Raw genomic sequence first — 18,500 nt, 5'->3', positions numbered from 1 at the left:
CAAGTGAATTTGCGAACGTCAACCTTGAACAATTTTTCATTTTACACTTATCAGATCTTCTATTATCTCGTATACTTAAAGGAGAATAATACCAACTGAGTCTAAGGGCCTATCCTATTCGGTATTCATTCTCATTACATAGGATGTATTTTTATTTTAGGAGGAAAAAACGTGAAAAAATTCGCAGCAGTATTATTATCCGCATCATTGTTCCTGACCATGCTGCCGGCAGCCGCACTTGCACAAGAAGCCAAACCAAACCTGACACGGGGGGAAGTTGTAGATTTTTTGCTGAATGCAGCAGATGACTACAATCCGGGCATCAAAAAAGAAGATATTTTGAAAGGTTACGGCAAAGGAGATGGCAAAGAAGATCAATATGTTTCCAGAATTGAAGCTTTGATCATGCTTGGCCGCGCTTTTTCGGACCTGCCCGAACCAAAAGGCAATGATTTGCGCATAGCCAACACCTCCGCATCCTTTACCGACGTGCCGAAATGGGCGCAGGACGAAATCGCGAAGCTGATCGCTGCGGGCCTGGTCAGCGGTTATCCGGACGGGAAACTGGGCGTTTCCGACCATATCACAGCAGAACAATTGCGTACGCTGACGAATCGGGTCATGGCACTCGAAGGATCGAATCCGCGCGATGATTATTATGAATACGTCAATAAAAAATGGCTGAACGACTCTAAAATCCCGGCTGGGGAAATGTCCAACGGCGTCTTTAATGAGCTGGCCAAAGCCAACGAAGACCGGATTAAAGCAATCATCGACGACCTTGTCAAAAAGCAAAATCCGGCGGGCTCCAAGGAGCAGAAGATTGCCGATTTCTACAAATCGGTGCTCGATATGGAAAACCGCAACAAGCAAGGGATCAAGCCCATTGCACCTTATTTAGCCGCTCTGGACAAGGCCTCCTCCATCAAGGAATTGTTCGATGCAAGCTTTAAGATCGATAAAGAAATCGCGAAAGGTTCGCTGCTGTCTTTTGCAGTGATGGGAGACGCCAAGGACAGTAACGTCAATGCGCTGTATTTCTCCGGTCTTGGAACCGTGCTCGACAAAAATAGTTATGTCTCCGGCGACGAAAAAACAAAAAAAGCGTACACGACCTATTTGACGAAATTGTTTATGCTGTCCGGTAGCGATGAGAAATCGGCAAAAGCGCAAGCCGAAGACATGTTCGCGTTCGAAAAACAGCTGGCTGCATCCGCAATGGACCTTCAGGATCAAGGGAAGGTAGAGAAATACTATAATCCTTATACCAAGGAAAAGTTCGTTGCACTCTTCAAATCGATCGATATGGACAAATATATGAAAGAATCCCAAGTCGATAAAGCGGACAAGGTTATCGTGACTGACGTTGGACTCGCGAATAAAACGGCGGAAGTTTTGAACGACAAAAATTTGAACACGCTCAAAACTTATGCCAAAGGGATGCTGCTGATCAACGCAGGCGGTACCCTATCGGAAGATTTCCTCAAATTGTCGACTCAATTCGAAGCTCAAATGTTTGGAATTGAAGGCGCAAAGACAAATGAAGAAATGGCGATTATGACTACCCAAGCGGTCATGAGCGAGTATCTCAGCCAGGAATTCGCCGATAAATATTTCACGAAAGAAGCCAAGCAAGACGTTGAACAGATGGTCAAGCAGTTCATCGAAGTTTATAAAGAGCGGATCAAAGCGCTGGACTGGATGTCTGAAGGAACCAAAGCCAAAGCCATCAAAAAACTGGATAAAATGACGATCAAAATCGGATATCCGGATCAGTGGAAAGATTCCTTGAAGGATGTTTCCATTAAAACTTTTGCGGACGGCGGATCGCTGTTTGACAATATCGTTAACATCAGTAAAGAAAGCAAAAAACGCGCTATCGCTTCACTTGGAAAACCTGTCGATAAGAGCAGTTGGATGATGAGCGCCTATGAGGTCAATGCTTATTATAATCCTTTGAATAACGAAATTGTGTTCCCGGCGGGTATTCTGCAAGCACCGTTTTATGATCTCAAAGCCAAACATGAAACGAATTTGGGAGCCATCGGCATGGTCATTGCGCATGAAATCAGCCATGCTTTTGACAATTTAGGTTCTGCATACGATGAGAACGGAAATGCGGTCAACTGGTGGACTCCGGAAGACTTTAAAAAATTCCAGGAAAAATGCGACCAGGTTATTTCCTACTATGACCATGTTGAAGTGGTTCCCGGCGTATACAATAACGGCAAGCTGACGGTAAGCGAAAATATCGCCGACCTTGGCGGTATGGCGGCATCGCTTCAAGTGCTGTCCAAAATGGAAAAGCCGGATTTCAAAGCCTACTTTGAAGGTTATGCAACGATCTGGCGCACGACCATGAACAAGGAAACGGCTGCGTACCTGTCGACAATCGACACGCATTCCGCAAACAAAGTACGCGTGAACCGTACCGTTTCGAACTTCCCAGAATTCTATAAAGCATACGAAGTAACCGAAAAAGATGCCATGTACGTTGCGCCTAAAGACCGCGTGAGCATTTGGTAATCGGATAAAAACACCGAATAATAAGCCTTTCATTTTTCCACGAATAAGGGACAATGAAATAAGCAAAGCTGCAAAAAGCTGGCGCCGGACCTACCGGCGTCAGCTTTTTACTTTGCCTGCAACCGCTCGCTCATCAAGCTACAGTTTTGTCTGCAACCGCCCGTGGCATCAAGCTCAGTTTTGTCCGCAACCGCCCGTGGCATCAACCTGAAGGTTGGAGGCTTTACGACTTTTTCGGCGTATGGTCTGCGGTTTGCCTAAGAATCCGCTCCCATCTGCCGGGATGGCTTGCATCGGTATGTACGGGCAGAAACCCTAGTCTTAAATAAATGCGGATCGCGGGCAGCCTGAAATCATCCGTTTCCAGATAGGCCGCTTCCGCGCCCGATTCCTCCATCTTGTGCAGGGCTGCAAGACTTGCGGCGAAGCCAAGCCCTCTGCCCGAATATTCGGGTTTCACGCCTACCATGTGCAGATACCACCTTTGGCTGTCTTCACCGCCCGTTTCCCAAGCTGTAGCGGTTGCGACAGGCTCGCCGCCCTTGCATATAAACAATACGCGCTCGGCGCATGAAGGTACATGATCCCCAATCTTGTGGGCGAATTTAATTTCCCTCGTAAACGAATGCCGGATGAGCTCCTCCCAATCCCGTTCGTCGCCAGGACGAAAACAGCGAATCCGGAACCCTGTCGGACAACGGAAAGGCGGCAAATCGGACAACGTCTCTTTTTTCATCAGAAGTTTGGAAAGGGATTGATTCACCGTTATGTCCCCACCTTCGCTTTGAAGTCGGGAAACGGAATCGCCTTCCCGCCGGCTTGGACCGATTCCATGGACAAGGCGAAAACAGAGCTCCAGGTTACCGCGTCATACACATCCACCGAAGGCGTCCGGTCCTCGTGGATAGCCGAAATAAATTCCTCCAGCACAAGAAAGTCGCCTCCGCCGTGTTTGGTCCCGGCGGCATATTCCCCCCACTGCTTCCAGGTTGGATGGTCATATTGCGGCTGATAGTTCCGGAGCGGTTCCCACATAGCGGATCCGTCTTCCGCATTTTTCGGCGAACGATGCTGAAGCCAGATCAGATCGTCTTCCTGCGGATGGCGGCCCGTAATATACGCGCCTTCGGTTCCCTGCAGCACGTAATGCGTTTTATTATGCGGCCTGACGGAAGTCCAATCGACCCGCAATTGAATCAGTACTCCCTTCATCGTCCGCAGGACGGCGACCGCGCTGTCTCCCTGCCGCCAGAAGCCGCTCCGCGCCGCCGGGTGATCCTTGCCGAAATATTCGCTGAAGTAGTGCTGCAAGGATCTTGATTCGGAGACAAAAGCCGATACGCTCTCCAGCCGGTCTCCGCCAGGTTTGTTGAGATGAATCCATTGCGCCAGCGGTCCGACCGAATGAGTGGGATAATTGACGCCGTTATATTGCTGATGCAGCTGCCCCCGCCATGTCAAGGAACCGTCTGGATGATGGATCAAATGGCGTAAATCATGGATATATCCGCCCTCCAAATACGTTATTTCACCGAACATTCCTTGATCGGCCATATGCTTGATCGTGAGATTCGAACGCGAGAAACAATAATTTTCGGACATCATGTATTTCAGGCCCGTTTGTTCGACCGTCTCGACAAGCTCCCAGGCCTCCTCCAACGATTGGGCCGCAATGACCTCGCTGAGGACATGTTTTCCGGCTTTAAGCGCATCGATGGACTGCCTGGCATGCAGATGCATGGGGCTGAGGAGAAATACGGCATCGATGGACGGATCTTTCAGCATTTCGTGAAAGTCCCGGTAAGTCCGGATATCCGGAAATTTCTCTTTCCAAAACTTAAGCACCCATTCGTTCAAATCGCAGGTCGCAGTAAGCTGGATCCGGTCCGTAAGCGAATATAACGCGTTTATAAAGCTTGCTCCCCTGTTACCGCCAACGATGGCTAACCGTATAGGCCGGTTCATCATTTTTGCCCCTCCCGATTTCCGTGTAACTTCATAAACCTTCCCCTACCCTTTAATGCCGGAATGCATAAAACTGCCGATCACCTGGCGCTGAAACAATAAAAAGCCGACCATGAGCGGTGCCGCAACAATCAGCGTCGCCGCACTCACGTCGGACCACTGCGCGCCCGACTCGGTGGATTTCGCGAACATGGCCAAACCTACGGTCAATAGCCTGTTGCTATCCGAATTGGTTACGATCAGCGGCCATAAAAAGTCGTTCCAGTGGAAGCTGACGGATACGATCGCAAACGATACATACACCGGGCGCGACAATGGAACATAAATTCGCGACAAAATATGCAAACGCGAGGCGCCTTCGACGCATGCGGCTTCCTCCAGCTCGTAAGGCAGCTGCTTGAAGGACTGCCTCAGCAGGAAGATGCCGAACGAGGATGCGAAATACGGCAGCATAATCGCAAGCTTCGTATCCAGTAATCCCATTTCGTTCAGCACTTGATAATTCGAAAATATGAGAATGTCGGGCGGAACCATGATTTGCACCAGAAACAGCAGGAATATCAAGTCTCTGCCGGCGAAACGAACCCGCGCAAACGCATAAGCCGCCATCGTCAGCGTGACGAATTGGACGGCAAGAACGACGCCGCATACAAGCAAAGTATTCAAAAAATATTGCCCGAACGGAGCTGCGTGCCACACGTTGATGAGATTATCGAATGTCCAGCCCTGAAACCATCCCGAAGTTATGGCGGATTCCTTGGGGAGAAAGGCGGTTCTGGCGACCCACACGAAAGGGATGATCCATAGGGCGGCAAAGGCGAAGCCCATTCCATGCCACAACATTTGCAGGGTACGAACTTTCAGGCTCGCGGAGCGCAGAACGCGGTTTTTCCGGGCTGGCCTGATCGTGTTCGGTTTGAGCGGCAACGACATCTTTAATGGATTGTTCATACGTTCCATCCTATTCGTAATGGATTTTGCGGTCCCAGCCGAAAAACTGCAGGGAAGAAATCAGAAGCAGGAGCGCGATCATCACCACGGTCATCGCGGCGGCCATTCCTTGATCGTAGAAGTTAAAGCTCGTTTCGTAGATATAGTACAGCAGCAGGTTGCTCGCATGGTTCGGCCCGCCCTTCGTCATAATCCAGAGATGATCGACGAGCTTAAAGGAATTCGTTACGGCGATCACCGCGACGAACAAAGTGGTCGGCATCGTAAGCGGAATGGTAATCCGCCGGATCGATGCCCATGTTCCGACGCCATGCACGGCAGCCGCTTCATACAAATCTTTCGGAATCTGCTGCATCCCGGCCAGATAAAAAATCATGAAGTAACCGGCTTCCTTCCAGATCATCATGACAATGAGGGCGCCCATGACCGTATCGGGCGTTCCGAGCAGATTCACCGGCTGGTCCGCAATCCATGCAGCCAGTCTGGCAAATAAACCGAAATGCGGCGTATACAAAAACAACCAAATATTGGCCACCGCGATCATCGGTATCATGTTCGGATAAAAGAAAGCGAGACGCGCGATCGCCCGTCCCTTTATCGCCTTATCGGCAAACAGTGCCATCAAGAAAGCCAGACCTAACGAGGCGGGTACGGTTCCGACCGCAAACCAGATATTGTTGCCGAACACTTTCAAAAAGACGGGGTCTTTCAGCAGATTGGCGTAATTGCCCAAACCGACGAAAACAGGCTCTGGCGTGGCCAAATTTTGCTCGTAAAGGCTGAGCCAAGCCGCTTTCAGCATCGGATAATAAGTAAATAAACATAGAAACAGAAGGGACGGCAGAATAAGCCCCCAGCCGAATCCGTTTCGTTTCAGCTTCCCGGTCCATCCGGCACCCATGACATTTTCGTCCTTCCTTCTATAAAAGTCAGATCATCGAATAAACGACATGGACGCGGCATGCATCAGGCCTAAGGCAAAACTCCCTGACGCACACCGCTCCAAAACCCTGTTTACTTGTTGAATGGCGCAAGCGCCTGATCCGCTTCTTCCTGTGCTTTCTTCAGCGCCCCTGCCGCATCGGTCTTTCCGGCCAAGGCGGCTTGAATCTGGTTCGTGATCGCCGTCGATACTTTGCCATGATTATGGGTCGACAATTCCCGGAACGCATATTGCAGCTGATCGCGGGCAACAAGAGCTTGCGGGAAATCCGCCGTATACTTTTTCATCGCTTCGGTATCGTATGCGGATTTACGGACTCCCACATATCCCGATGAGCTGCTGAACAGCGCGGCTTGCTCCGGAGAGGTCATGTATTTGACGAATTCCCAAGCCGCTGCTTGTTTCTCTGGCGTCGTATCCTTGAAGATATACAAGTTTCCGCCGCCGGTAGGTGAGCCGAACTGCTTTTGCGCAGGCGGGAACGCCACGCCGAAATCGAATTTTGCGTTATTTTTTACGTTCGTCAAATTGCCGCTCGTATGCATCATCATCGCGGTTTTGCCTTCGATGAAATCGGTCGGCACCGCAGCCCAATCGATGACGCCTTCCGGCATCGCCTTATGCTTATGGGACAAGTCCAGCCAAAATTGCAGCGCCTGAACATTCTCCGGAGTATCGAACATCACCTTTTTCCCGTCGGAGGACATGATGTTTTGTTTGGGATCGGAAGCGTTTTGCCTTGCCAGCATTTGAAACATCCAGTAGGAATCGTCATTACCCGGAATTTCCAGGCCCGCGTGGCCGTCTTTATTCAGCTTCTGGGCATAGCTCACGAGCTCATCCCATGTGGCTGGCGGTTTTTCCGGATCCAGTCCTGCGGCTTTGAACATTTCCTTGTTATAGTACATAACAATCGTGCTCCGCTGAAACGGAATGCTGTATGTTTTGCCTTCGGACTGCGTATCTTCCATAAAAGCGGGGTAGAAATCCGCCATCTGGATATCCGCATCTTTGGCGATCAAATCGTCCAGCGGAATGATTGCGTTCATATCCAGCATGCCGTATAGCTCCGTCGACATCATGACCGCCACATCCGGCGGCTGCTTGGCCTGAATGCCTGCCTGGATCTTCACCGTATTGTCGCCGTAATTTCCGGTATACACGGGATTCACCTTAATATCCGGGTGTTTTTCCATAAATGTGCCTGCCATATTGTCAATCACTTTCGTCAGCGGCCCGCCGACGTTTACCGGATAATAAAAGGTGATTTCGACCGGCTTCGTTTCTTTCGGTTCCGGCGCGCTTGCGTTTGTCTGCGGCTTGGCGGCACCGCCATCCGTTCCCGCCGTTTGGTTATTGCTTTGGCCGCAGCCCGCAATCGCCAAGAAACAAGCGGCGAGCAGCAGCAGCAACGATTTGGATCGCTTGATCATATCCGTTAGTCCCTCTTTTCGCTTCGTTCAATGATTAGAGTCCATAATGGCGGAAGTTTTGACTGATGCGGTTCGGATCTACGTCAAGAATGTGGAGAACAGCGCCGTTTGCAGTCGGCAGAACCGCGATGCCCTGCGCCTCGGTACCTTTTGGCAAATTGCGGTCGAAGGCTGTGGATACGCTGCCGGTATCCGGATCGATTCGGTAGACGGTCTGGGTTTTGTTATCGGTCGAGGCGTACAGATAACCGTTATACATTTCGGCGCCTTGAATCCGGTCGATGCTCTGGGTAAGGGGAACCGTTTTGATCAGATGCATATCGTCAAGGCTAAACACGTTAAGTACAGGGGCATTGCTCCACTGGGCCGTATACACTTGTCCGCGCGCGGCATCGACCGCAACCCAAGGCACGCCCCCGGGATGGAGTTGCAAAGGCAATGCGTATGAAGTTCCCGTATACTTTAAGGTATTGGCGTCAAAGAGAGCGATATAGGGATGTTGATAGTTCTTGCCGTCTTCGATCGGAGCATAGATGATGCCATTGTTATAGGAAATATCGCCGATGTGGTCTCCGCCCTGGGCCGAGATCTCGGGCGGAATCGCCACCGCATTCCGTGCCTTTACGGTTTTGCCGTCCAGTTCCGTACGCAGAAGTCCCAAATTGGAATTGAAAATCCAGGCGCTTCCGTCCGTCGTTACGCCTTGTCCCCGTTCGAGGGCATCCAGCAGCCAGAAGGTTTGCTTGGATATTTCATGCCAGGACTCGGCTGCCGCGGCGGTTGCAACGGTTTCGTCTGCCCCGCTTTCAGGCTCCAACATTTCGGCAGGCGCGGCAAATGCCATCGAAGACAAGGATCCGGCTGCAATGACTCCCGCGCAAACCAGACCCGCCAATCTTAAACATTTCATATTTTCTCTCCTCCTCCTAAAATCTCGGCCAGGCGCCTTATCGCCTTGCTTGATTTTATTGTAGAGTAGAGCCCTCTTCCCCTATTGAACAAAACACTCCATTCCTTGAACAAAACTCTCATTTGCGAACATTCATTTAATACAGCGCGTGGTTTGATTTTGAGGAAAATTGTTGTGCGAATAACTTTGGGGTAAGTCCTGTTTCGCGCTTGAACACTCTTGTGAAATGACCTTGATCGGCAAAACCGACCTGGGCGGCAATTTCCTTCAAGCCGATTTTCCCCGAACGGATCAGGAATTTCGACCGCTCGATGCGCAGGCGAATCAAATAATGATGCGGAGTAAAGCCTGTCTGCTGTTTGAACACGCGAATCAAGTGGGATTGACTCATGTTCGCTTTCGAAGCCAGTTCGGCCAGCTGAATCTCCTCTTCCAAATTCTCGCGCATATACTGGATGACCTCAGCAATCTCCTGGTTTGCCGATGATCCGCCTGTGGAATGTCTGGGAATGACGATAGAGTAGTGCTGCAATAAATAGATAATCATCATATTGGCCAATGAATCGCTGTATATTTTCCCCTTCTTTCCCCCATTCTGCAGCTCCTCAAGCATCCAAAGCCCCAGCTGCAGCAGCTTGGAATCTTTGACATGGAACTTGCGTTCCAACTGAATATGGCCTTCCGTCAAAAACCCCGCTTCACGGGCAACTTGTTCAATGACAGAAGGCGTAATTTCAATTTTCAGAAAATAGAGCGAGGTTCTCCCCCAAGGGCAAAAAATGCTTTCGTTGCATGGGGTCATATGAATCGTATAATAATTTTCATAGTAGGCCGTGCAGTGAATCCCAACGATGTACCTGGGCTCAGTCGAAGGATCTAAAGCTTGTTCCGGACTGCCCCATTGCGATACGCGCAGCTTATCCCAACCAAAGCGATCGCTCGTAAGCATAGGCTGGAAAGCAGCCGAGGACGATTTTTCCATCATTACCACCCCTTGCTCCCCAGTGTATCAACCATATATGTGCCCCTCATCATTAAGCTGTAAAAGTTATGTTAATTCCTTCTTGCCTGTCCGCTTCTTCTTTCTGCCCCTTCTCGACATCAATCATTTGACAGACTTCTCCTAAAAGCTTCATACTATTCTTATACGAATATATGTACAGAAGGATGGTTGTACCATGTCAGATAATCCTATTGAACAAGTGAAAGTCATCCAAAAAGAGCTTAAACGTTTTATGATGAAATATAAGTTTGCTTTGCAGGAAGTGGAGACCAAAATCAAAATCCTGCAGGAAGAATTCCAAATGCTGCATGATTACAATCCGATTGAACATACCAAGTCCCGTTTGAAATCGCCGGAGAGCATTTTGAAAAAAATGATGCGCAAAGGCGGGGCAAACTCACTCGAAGAAATTAAAGAAACGATCCATGATATCGCGGGTATCCGGATTACTTGCTCTTTTATTTCGGACATTTACAGAATCAGCGAAATGCTGCAAAGCCAAAATGATTTGAAGACCATTTCCATCAAAGACTATATTAAAAACCCGAAACCCAACGGCTACAAAAGCCTTCATATGATCGTTGAAGTCCCTGTATTCATGTCCGACCATGAGGAATCGATATGCGTTGAAATTCAAATCCGGACCATCGCCATGGACTTCTGGGCCAGCTTGGAACATAAAATCTTTTATAAATACTATGAAACCGTACCGCAGCGGTTAATCGACGATCTGAAAAAAGCCGCGGACACCGCCTATGAACTGGACACGACGATGGAGCAGCTTCACCATGAGATGGAAGAGATCAAACGGGCCAATCAAGCCGATTCCAAAGGGGATTTCCAGTTTCTGATCGATAACCAGCAATTTAAGATTCCGGAAAACCTGATGAATATCATCTCGCCTAAATTATTGAAATAACCAGGTTATCAGGGCAGCGTTCTTTGTTATCACAGCAGCGATCGGGGGACATTCGCCTGGCAAGCTGCCGCTAACGAAACTGGGAAGCGTTATACTGGCCAAAACGATAACAAAATAAATGTAACGAAACTACAGGTCGCTATTCGGGCAAAAAAGAGCGTTATGACCGTCTCTTTAGCTCAATAGCGATTCGTAGTTTCGTTAGGATTCATAAAGGCTCTATTTTGTCTTCATAACAATTCGTACTTTCGTTAGGATTCATATTACTGCCCGCCACGATACGTCCAATAAATGAAATCATCGTCCCTGCGGTCGATACTGAATCCCAGCTTTTCCAACACCTTTTGGGACGCGGTATTGCCCGGCTCGCATCTGGCGGTTACTTTTTTGACCTCGTTTTGTCCTGTCGCCCATGCCAGCAATTCCGTTGCGGCTTCGTAGCAGTAACCCTTCCGCTGTTGGCTTTCGTTTGTCGCAAAACCGATTTCAATCATGCCGCCTTCTTCCGGTTCGCCCAAGAAGCCAATTCCGCCCACAATTTCCCTATCCGTTTTCGTCACGATGATCCATGAATCAAACCCTCGGGTTCCGTTATTTTTGACAAGCAGTTCCCGAAAAAAAGGCAGAGCTTCGTAAAAGTCCTGACCCGGCCACTCGCCGTTTGTTTTGTACCCTAGCGCTTCAATCGCCCGTGCATCGCGTTTGGCTGCAGCATCCATAAGGTCGAGATCGAGTGTTTGCAGGATCAACCGGTTGGTTTCAAGCTTCATCGACATTCCTCACTCCTTTCAGGTTCATATCCTAATATCCTCAATGTCCTCAATGCGAAGCCTTCCAATTACGGTAACGTTCCGTGATCACCGGTTCGATCTTCCGGTATTTCTCGAGGGTGTCTTCCACGTGGTAAATCATCGGGAGGCCCGCTGCCAATATATCGGCGCCCTAGTTTCCCTGATAATCAGATGTCGGTAATCTTTAAATTTCTTTCCTTGTTTCGTTAATAACGCCTCTATTTTATCCGTCATATCCGTTCCTTCGATAGCTTGGGGTATGATTCCAACATTCCTTGTCCGACTCAAAAGCTGATATCTTTAAGCCTACCCGAGAACCGGTCCGAAAGAAATCCTGCAAACGAACCAACAACAAGGATTGTGCAAATACCCCCACAAGCCTATGCTTCGATGCTTATTCCAAATACTTTGCGGGGACCAAAAAACTTATAAGAAAAACGTCTATCGACGTATTTTCATAGAAGACAGACCGCTTTTAGCGGATGTTTTTCTTGCGATTATAGAATGACTTAAGCACTGCTTAAAACTTATACATTCTATAATCTTAAGAAAAACGTCTATCGACGTATTTTCATAGAAGACAGACCGCGCTTAGAGATAGTTTTTCTTGCGATTATAGAATTGTTCAGCGTAGCAAGAAAATTTATAAATTCTATAATCTTCAAAAAAAGACCGTTCGCGTTGAACAGCCTTCCTCAAGAGGGACTCCTTCTTTTATCTTCCCCACACCAAACCCCGCACATGGCCATTGTCAGGATTGATCAGGGGTATATAACGCGGTTTTTCGATTGCACTTTCTCCGGCAAAAGTAATCCTTTTGCAAGAATGATCGGCCTTATATAAAAGTTCCGGGCATCCTGTCCAGAAGACAAGCATACACTGTACCAAACAGGACTAGCATCCCAATCCAATTATTATTCGAAGGATGATTCGCGTGAAAATTCTGATGGTTCCCGGCCGGAACAAGTTCTATTTTTACCGCCGCCTATACCGTAAAATTTCGCTGATTACTGCAGGTGCCGTGATCCAGGGTCTTGCCATGGCCGTTTTTCTGTTTCCCCATGACATTCCTTCCGGGGGCGGCTCAGGGATTGCAGTGCTTCTGCATCATTTCTTTGGCCTCCCGATGAGCTTGGGGTTTTGGTTTGCGAATTTTGTTTTTCTGATCTTTACCGCCCCGTATCTTGGCAACGCGAGCACCATCGGAACGATATATGTCATTACGGTTACGTCCGTATCCGTGAATTTCTTTGAAGTATATATCAAGCACCCTTTTCCGAATGTGTGGATCGATCTGCTCATCGGCTCCGTATTTTTAGGAACGGGCGTAGCCATGCTGATGAGGCAGCGAGTGTCCAACGGAGGGATCGGTTTTGCCGCCCTGGCCCTTTACAAATACAAAAAAATCAAACCCGGCACATCTTTGTTTTGGATGAACGGTTTTATTTTTTCTCTGACCGCGATTGTGATCGACTGGAAAATCATCATTTTGGCCATCGGATGCCAACTGATATCGACGCGGATCATCAATTGGCTGCTGCGCTCCACAAGACCGAAAGCAAGGCCAGGGTTTGGTTTTGCCTGGAGAAGCGGCAAGAAGTAAATTCGCGATATTTGTAAGGCTCGATGCTGAAATTAGTCCTTGGCCGCACACGCGCCCCGAGGCAGTATCGTTGTTCGCCACGTCCTTCATCGGCTCCTAGCGCCTAGGTATCCTCCGTGTGCTCTTGGTAGTTTAACCATGTTCGCTCAAGTTTCGTGCTATGTGCTCTGTTGCCCGCCAGTTTCTTGATTGGAATAAAACCAAGGTGGAATTTAAAGGTCGCTGACCGCTTCCAAATTACCGCACGCGGCCGCGGATAGGGTTCATGAGACCAACAGGCTTTTTTCGCTTCAGTTCGTAATGACTCTGACTGCCCCCGGACTGTTCCTCTTCTTTGTCGCCTTGATCGACCCGAATCATAAAAAATGCCAGCGCGCCGACGACCAACGTAAGCCCTGCGATGGACAGGAACATCCCGAGGCGCGACCAGCCCATCATCCATCCGAACAGCGGCGGGCCGATGGCCACCCCGAAGAAACGGACCGAGCCGTACAGCGAAGTCACGAACCCCCGTCTTTCCTTGCCGACCGCCTTCGTGATAAAGCTGTTGATGCAAGGCAAAATCAATCCGGTCCCCAAACTGCTGACCGCCAACACGGCAATAAACAACGTTAAATGCCCGATAAAAGACAGCAATGCGTAAGAGATCGTCATGAAAACAAACCCGAGCACGATCAGTCTTTTCATCAGCTTTTTATTTTCGCCGATTTTACTGCCCGTAATGTAGGAAGTGGTACACATCACCAGCAGCGGAATAGCCAGGACCAACCCTTTGACCACGCCGACAATGTTATGAGGTTTCTCCAGCACATCCGACAGGAAAAACAAAATGCCAAACAGCGTAAACAGGCAAGTGGCTCCGGCCAAGTAAGCCGTAAACAGCCATCTGCCTTCATGTTTAAAAACGCTGGCTAATCCGCGAATGTATTGTTTGAATGGCGGCGGTTCCTTCGCCGTCTTTTTCTCTTTGATGAATATCCATGTCAGGATCAGCGAAACCAGCATCACGACCGGAAACGTAAAAAAGACGCCATACCAGATGATCAGCGCAATCAACGACCCGAGAATCGGCGAAATAACCTTGCCGAAGCCATTGGATGCCTCAACCAATCCGAGGACGCGGTTTGCTTCCGCACCTTTGAATAGATCCCCGGCAAGCGCCATGGCGATTGGCGTCGTTCCTGCCGCCCCAATCCCCTGCAGGGTTCGCCCCACCATAATCCATATAAACGGATTGGAAAACCACGCAACGGCCATTCCCGAAAGAACGCCGCCAATGCCGTAAAGCAGCAGCGCCGGAATAATGATTGCCTTGCGGGACAAGCGGTCGGACAAATATCCCAGAAACGGAATCGCAAATGCAGCCACCAGCGAAAACACCGTGATCGGCAAACTGACCTGAAAAGAAGAAAGATGAAGTTCCGCTTTCATTTTGGGCAGGATCGGAATGAGAATGGAGTTGCCCAGCGTCATAATCAATGGGATCGATCCGATTGCCACAATAGTTTTGGTCGGCGTACGTTCTTCTGCCATGGTAAATATCCCCTTTCGCAAAGAAATGTAAACCCATCCTGTATAGATTGTCCTTACCGGATGGGGGTTATTCTTCGGAATATTTGATGGGGATAACCATGCGATTAGAACAACAAAAGGGCTGGCTGCCTTTGAACTATAGCTGGTTCATCTCTAACGAAACGTGACATCGCTATTTCAATTTCCTAAATGGATCTGCTGAAAAGAATTAGATCCCCTTGCGTGTTCCTTATACTTTTCTTTAGTCCAACTTATCCAGTCATACTTCTGCCGAGTATCTTTCGTCCGGAATCGAGGTAAGCATGACGTATATGCTTGCAGGCTGGGTACCCGTGCAGCGGAAAGAGAAAACTTCGTCTCCTTCGCACCGGACTGCATCACCCGCGGAGACTCCCGTATCTTTGCCATCTGCCGTGATGATGCCCTCTCCTTGGAGAACCGTCAGATACAGCATGGCCCCCGGATGCCGATGAGTCGGCAGCTCTTGACCAGGCATGAAATTAAGTACGAATACAACGCTTTGTTCATCCTTGAATACAATTCTTTTTGTGAATTTCTCTTCTTTATATTCGATACGTTCGTTTAACGAAATTTTCTCCATGGCTGCTTTCTCCCCCATCTTTTGGATTGTTTTTGTCCTTCCCTGTCTCTTTATTCATTGTAGGTCTTAAGCAATTCATGGATTGTGATTGAAGGCACTTGCATTTTGACATGTCTGAAAACTAACGTACCAGGTATAAACCATGATGGACACGGTATTCATCCATACATACCTTATGAGGACGAATATAATATGACAACGGCCAAGTTGCATCTCTACATACCAGCCGCATTTGCGTTGAAAGGAGAGCCTTCGCATGACTGACACATACCAAGACATACAGATTCGCGATATCACCCGTCGTTTCGGTCTAAACATGCTGAAATCGTCCAAGGTCGCATCCCTTTACCGTATAAACGCCGTCATTCAAGTACAAACAAGCGCCGGAGTCTATGCATTAAAACCCTTTTTCCGAAGCGATCTTCTTCACTCAAGCACAGTTAAGCAAATGAGTGCAGCCGCGCGTTACGTCCAGCTGTTAATGAACAGCGGGTACCGTTACATGCCAGAATGGCTTCCGGCCCGTTCCGGTGCGCTATGGATATTAAGCAGGGGCAGGCCGTTTTATTTGACGGAATGGATACCGGGCCGCGGCCTGGAAACGACCGGAGACTTTGAGCAACTGGGCATGGCCCTCGCCGCGCTTCATACAACCCCCACCGGGATCAACAGCGGAAATCAGTCCCCTACCTATGAGAAAATCCTGTTATGGAAAAACCATGATCGTCTCGCCCGAAAGCACATGCCCCGGTCTTTTAAGGGTGGGAACAGACGAAAGGTCTGTAAACATGGGGAAGCCTGCAGTGCTCTTTCGGACCGGGCATGGACCTCTCTTGCCAACCCGGACATCGTGCAGCTGATGAAAAATGAGATGATGCACCCATCACTGATTCACGGCGATGTAACCTCGCCAAACGTCATTGTTTCCGAAGATGGCCGTCTGTTTATGATCGACTGGGACCGTATCCGGATCGGATCCACCTACATCGATACAGCCAACGCGATCATGAACACTACCCAATTCAATCCCGATTTCATCCAGTCGCTCTTGAAGGGTTACGAAGCTGGCAGGCCGTTAATTCAGGCTGAGCGCAAATTAATTGCCGCGTTATATGGATTGCCCCGGGAAGCCTGGTCCGCTTACCGCTTCCCAGGCCGCCCAAGGAGCCGGGAACTGCTGCGTTTGACGAAACAAACCTGGCCCCAGCGGGTCAAGGCGATGGAATTATTGGCGGCATGGTCCAATTCATAAGGATATGGGCGGACGTACGCTTTACCTTCATGGATAACCATAGAAAAAATATGCCCTCCACATGACTCATCATGCTCGCGCTTACAGTACATTTATGCATGGATTGTGACGCGTATCACGGCCGAATGGTTGACAAAGCAGGCATAGTAAAGATGTGTGAAAATAAAGATATTTATTTTCTTTTCATCTTTCAGATTTTTCCTATGTCCAGGATTTTTGCAAAATCCTTATGTCGCAAAAAAAAGGAGCATGCCTGTGTACAACATTCTTTCCAACGAACGCATCTGTGAAGGCATTTACCTCATGACGGTGGAGGGAGCATTTCAAGAAGCACGCATGGGGCAATTTTTTATGCTGCGCGCTTGGCAGGATGCCCCTCTGTTATCGCGTCCAATCAGTATTTTTAATAAGGAACATAACCATATTCAATTTCTGTACAAAATTGCCGGTGAAGGCACGCGTTTATTGGCAGCACTTCGCCCAGGGGACAGCATCCAGCTGGAAGGACCGCTCGGCAATGGTTTCCCGGATGTGATGGGACGAACTGCCCTGATTGGAGGCGGGATCGGTATCGCTCCCCTGTTCTATACCGCCAAGCAGTTGGATAAACCGGATATTTATCTTGGTTTTCAACAAGAATCTTATCTGACCCAAGCCTTTGAACCATATGCGAATGAACTTGTCGTGCGGATCGGCGGCAGCGTGCTGGACGATCTGGATTTAAGTCGGTACGAAAACGTATTTGTATGCGGTCCGCTCGGGATGATGAAGGCAGCTGCGCGGATGGCTGAGGGGCTTGATACCAAAGTATACGTCTCTTTGGAGAAACGGATGGCATGCGGCATCGGCGCCTGTTATGTATGCTCCATAACCAACACCGACGGCAACCGCAAGGTGTGTACGGATGGCCCGGTATTTTTGGCGGAGGAGGTGAAATGGGATGCGGAACTTAGCTTGTAATATCGCCGGCATTCCATTTGCGAATCCGATCGTAATGGCTTCCGGCACCTTCGGATTCGGCCAGGAATACGCCAAGCATTACAACATCAACAAACTTGGGGGAATCTGTTCCAAGGGGTTGACCCTTGAACCTCGCCCTGGCAACCGCGGAATCCGCGTCTGGGAGACGGCCGGCGGCATGATGAACAGCGTTGGTCTGGAGAATCCCGGCATCGATGCCTTCCTCGATGAGGAAATGAAGTTTTGGGAAAAAATCGAACCCGTTAAAATCGTTAACCTTGGCGGAAGCAACATCGAAGATTATGTGCTTGGCGCCTTAAAAATCACCAAAGATACCGGGGAACGCCGTAAAGCCTTCCTGCACAGCGTCGATATGATCGAACTCAACATCTCCTGCCCGAACGTTAAAGAAGGCGGCATGGCCTTCGGCATCAAAACAGACGTGGCCAGGGAAGTTGTCAGGGAAGTACGTCAAGCCACATCTCTCCCGCTTGCGATCAAGCTGTCACCCAATGCGGAGAACATCGTTGAAATGGCGGTCATGTGCGAGGAAGAAGGTGCGGATTGCGTCTCACTAGTGAATACCTTTTCGGGCATGAAAATCGATATTCATGAACGCCGCAGCGTATTCTCGAATCTGTACGCCGGCTTGTCCGGCCCGGCCATTAAACCGATTGCCCTGCGCATGGTCCACCAAGTGGCCCGCGAGCTCACTATTCCGGTCATGGGCATGGGCGGCATCACGACAGCAGAAGATATTATCGAATTTATAATGGCCGGCGCTGAAGTCGTTCAGGTCGGTACTTACAACTTCATGAATCTGCGAGCTGGCGAAGAGCTGCTTGCCGGACTGAACCGTTTTATGCAAAAAGAAAACATCAAGAGCTTGGACGAGATTCGGGGGATTATTCGTTAAGAATAAGGAGTGCTTAATCCCTATAATGTATAAAGTGGATTGCTGTGTTCAGTAGACCTAGTAATTATGAATCATAAAAGATAAAGCCCGCAAAATGATTTCATCCATCTTGTGGGTTTTTTATAACTTTTATCTATCCGGTATTCGATCTGCTATCTTGAATATGGTGACTGTTTGCTTATACAGTTATAAAG

Annotated in this window: 16 protein-coding genes; 6 read left to right on the top strand and 10 right to left on the bottom strand. The window is 49.0% G+C overall.

Annotated elements, in window-relative coordinates; genetic code table 11:
* Positions 1-171: 171 nt before the first annotated feature.
* Positions 172-2,526, top strand: coding sequence for a M13-type metalloendopeptidase (locus L6442_RS05565; RefSeq protein ID WP_212977726.1), 2,355 nt, complete (start codon positions 172-174; stop codon positions 2,524-2,526).
* A 223-nt stretch (positions 2,527-2,749) separates the two neighbouring features.
* On the opposite strand, the gene L6442_RS05560 is transcribed toward L6442_RS05565, so the two are convergent.
* The 7 genes from L6442_RS05560 to L6442_RS05530 form a co-directional block, all read right to left on the bottom strand.
* A complete protein-coding gene (locus L6442_RS05560) occupies positions 2,750-3,289 on the bottom strand; it encodes a GNAT family N-acetyltransferase (protein WP_212977727.1) in 540 nt (179 codons plus the stop codon).
* A 2-nt stretch (positions 3,290-3,291) separates the two neighbouring features.
* Entirely contained in the window at positions 3,292-4,494 is a 1,203-nt protein-coding gene (locus L6442_RS05555) for a Gfo/Idh/MocA family protein (protein ID WP_194231983.1), read from the bottom strand.
* A 42-nt stretch (positions 4,495-4,536) separates the two neighbouring features.
* A complete protein-coding gene (locus tag L6442_RS05550; RefSeq protein ID WP_212977869.1) occupies positions 4,537-5,334 on the bottom strand; it encodes a carbohydrate ABC transporter permease in 798 nt (265 codons plus the stop codon).
* A 118-nt stretch (positions 5,335-5,452) separates the two neighbouring features.
* Positions 5,453-6,343 carry a carbohydrate ABC transporter permease gene (locus tag L6442_RS05545; protein ID WP_212977728.1) on the bottom strand — a complete coding sequence of 297 codons (891 nt, stop codon included), beginning with the start codon at positions 6,341-6,343 and terminating at the stop codon, positions 5,453-5,455.
* A gap of 113 nt (positions 6,344-6,456) precedes the next feature.
* Positions 6,457-7,818, bottom strand: a complete 1,362-nt coding sequence (locus L6442_RS05540; protein WP_212977729.1) for an ABC transporter substrate-binding protein — start codon at positions 7,816-7,818, stop codon at positions 6,457-6,459.
* A 34-nt stretch (positions 7,819-7,852) separates the two neighbouring features.
* Positions 7,853-8,728, bottom strand: a complete 876-nt coding sequence (locus L6442_RS05535; RefSeq protein WP_212977730.1) for a DUF6923 family protein — start codon at positions 8,726-8,728, stop codon at positions 7,853-7,855.
* A gap of 136 nt (positions 8,729-8,864) precedes the next feature.
* Complete coding sequence (locus tag L6442_RS05530; protein WP_212977731.1) at positions 8,865-9,713, bottom strand: helix-turn-helix domain-containing protein; 849 nt, start codon at positions 9,711-9,713, stop codon at positions 8,865-8,867.
* Positions 9,714-9,906: 193 nt separating this feature from the next.
* Between L6442_RS05530 and L6442_RS05525 the strand changes: the two genes are divergently transcribed.
* On the top strand, positions 9,907-10,650 hold the full coding sequence (locus tag L6442_RS05525) for a GTP pyrophosphokinase (protein WP_212977732.1): 744 nt from the start codon (positions 9,907-9,909) through the stop codon (positions 10,648-10,650).
* 263 nt (positions 10,651-10,913) lie between these two features.
* Here the strand turns inward: L6442_RS05525 and L6442_RS05520 are convergent, their stop codons facing one another.
* A complete protein-coding gene (locus L6442_RS05520) occupies positions 10,914-11,420 on the bottom strand; it encodes a GNAT family N-acetyltransferase (RefSeq protein ID WP_212977870.1) in 507 nt (168 codons plus the stop codon).
* Positions 11,421-12,375: 955 nt separating this feature from the next.
* Between L6442_RS05520 and L6442_RS05515 the strand changes: the two genes are divergently transcribed.
* Positions 12,376-13,044, top strand: coding sequence for a YitT family protein (locus L6442_RS05515; protein ID WP_237100233.1), 669 nt, complete (start codon positions 12,376-12,378; stop codon positions 13,042-13,044).
* A gap of 237 nt (positions 13,045-13,281) precedes the next feature.
* Here the strand turns inward: L6442_RS05515 and L6442_RS05510 are convergent, their stop codons facing one another.
* Both L6442_RS05510 and L6442_RS05505 read right to left on the bottom strand, forming a co-directional pair.
* Entirely contained in the window at positions 13,282-14,577 is a 1,296-nt protein-coding gene (locus tag L6442_RS05510; RefSeq protein ID WP_212977733.1) for an MFS transporter, read from the bottom strand.
* A 259-nt stretch (positions 14,578-14,836) separates the two neighbouring features.
* The gene (locus L6442_RS05505) at positions 14,837-15,178 is read right to left on the bottom strand and encodes a cupin domain-containing protein (protein WP_212977734.1); all 342 of its coding nucleotides are present in this window, start codon (positions 15,176-15,178) and stop codon (positions 14,837-14,839) included.
* A 256-nt stretch (positions 15,179-15,434) separates the two neighbouring features.
* Here L6442_RS05505 and L6442_RS05500 point away from each other — a divergent pair, with 256 nt between their 5' ends.
* The 3 genes from L6442_RS05500 to L6442_RS05490 all read left to right on the top strand — a co-directional run bounded on the left by L6442_RS05500 (position 15,435) and on the right by L6442_RS05490 (position 18,306).
* Complete coding sequence (locus L6442_RS05500; protein WP_212977735.1) at positions 15,435-16,430, top strand: phosphotransferase; 996 nt, start codon at positions 15,435-15,437, stop codon at positions 16,428-16,430.
* A gap of 255 nt (positions 16,431-16,685) precedes the next feature.
* Complete coding sequence (locus L6442_RS05495) at positions 16,686-17,390, top strand: dihydroorotate dehydrogenase electron transfer subunit (RefSeq protein WP_212977736.1); 705 nt, start codon at positions 16,686-16,688, stop codon at positions 17,388-17,390.
* Entirely contained in the window at positions 17,371-18,306 is a 936-nt protein-coding gene (locus L6442_RS05490) for a dihydroorotate dehydrogenase (RefSeq protein WP_212977737.1), read from the top strand. The genes L6442_RS05495 and L6442_RS05490 overlap by 20 nt, the downstream gene beginning before the upstream one ends.
* The last annotated feature ends 194 nt before the right edge of the window (positions 18,307-18,500 follow it).

The sequence above is a fragment of the Paenibacillus azoreducens genome (assembly GCF_021654775.1).
Lineage (GTDB): Bacteria > Bacillota > Bacilli > Paenibacillales > Paenibacillaceae > Paenibacillus_AQ > Paenibacillus_AQ azoreducens.
This window is presented reverse-complemented; position numbering and strand designations above follow the sequence as displayed.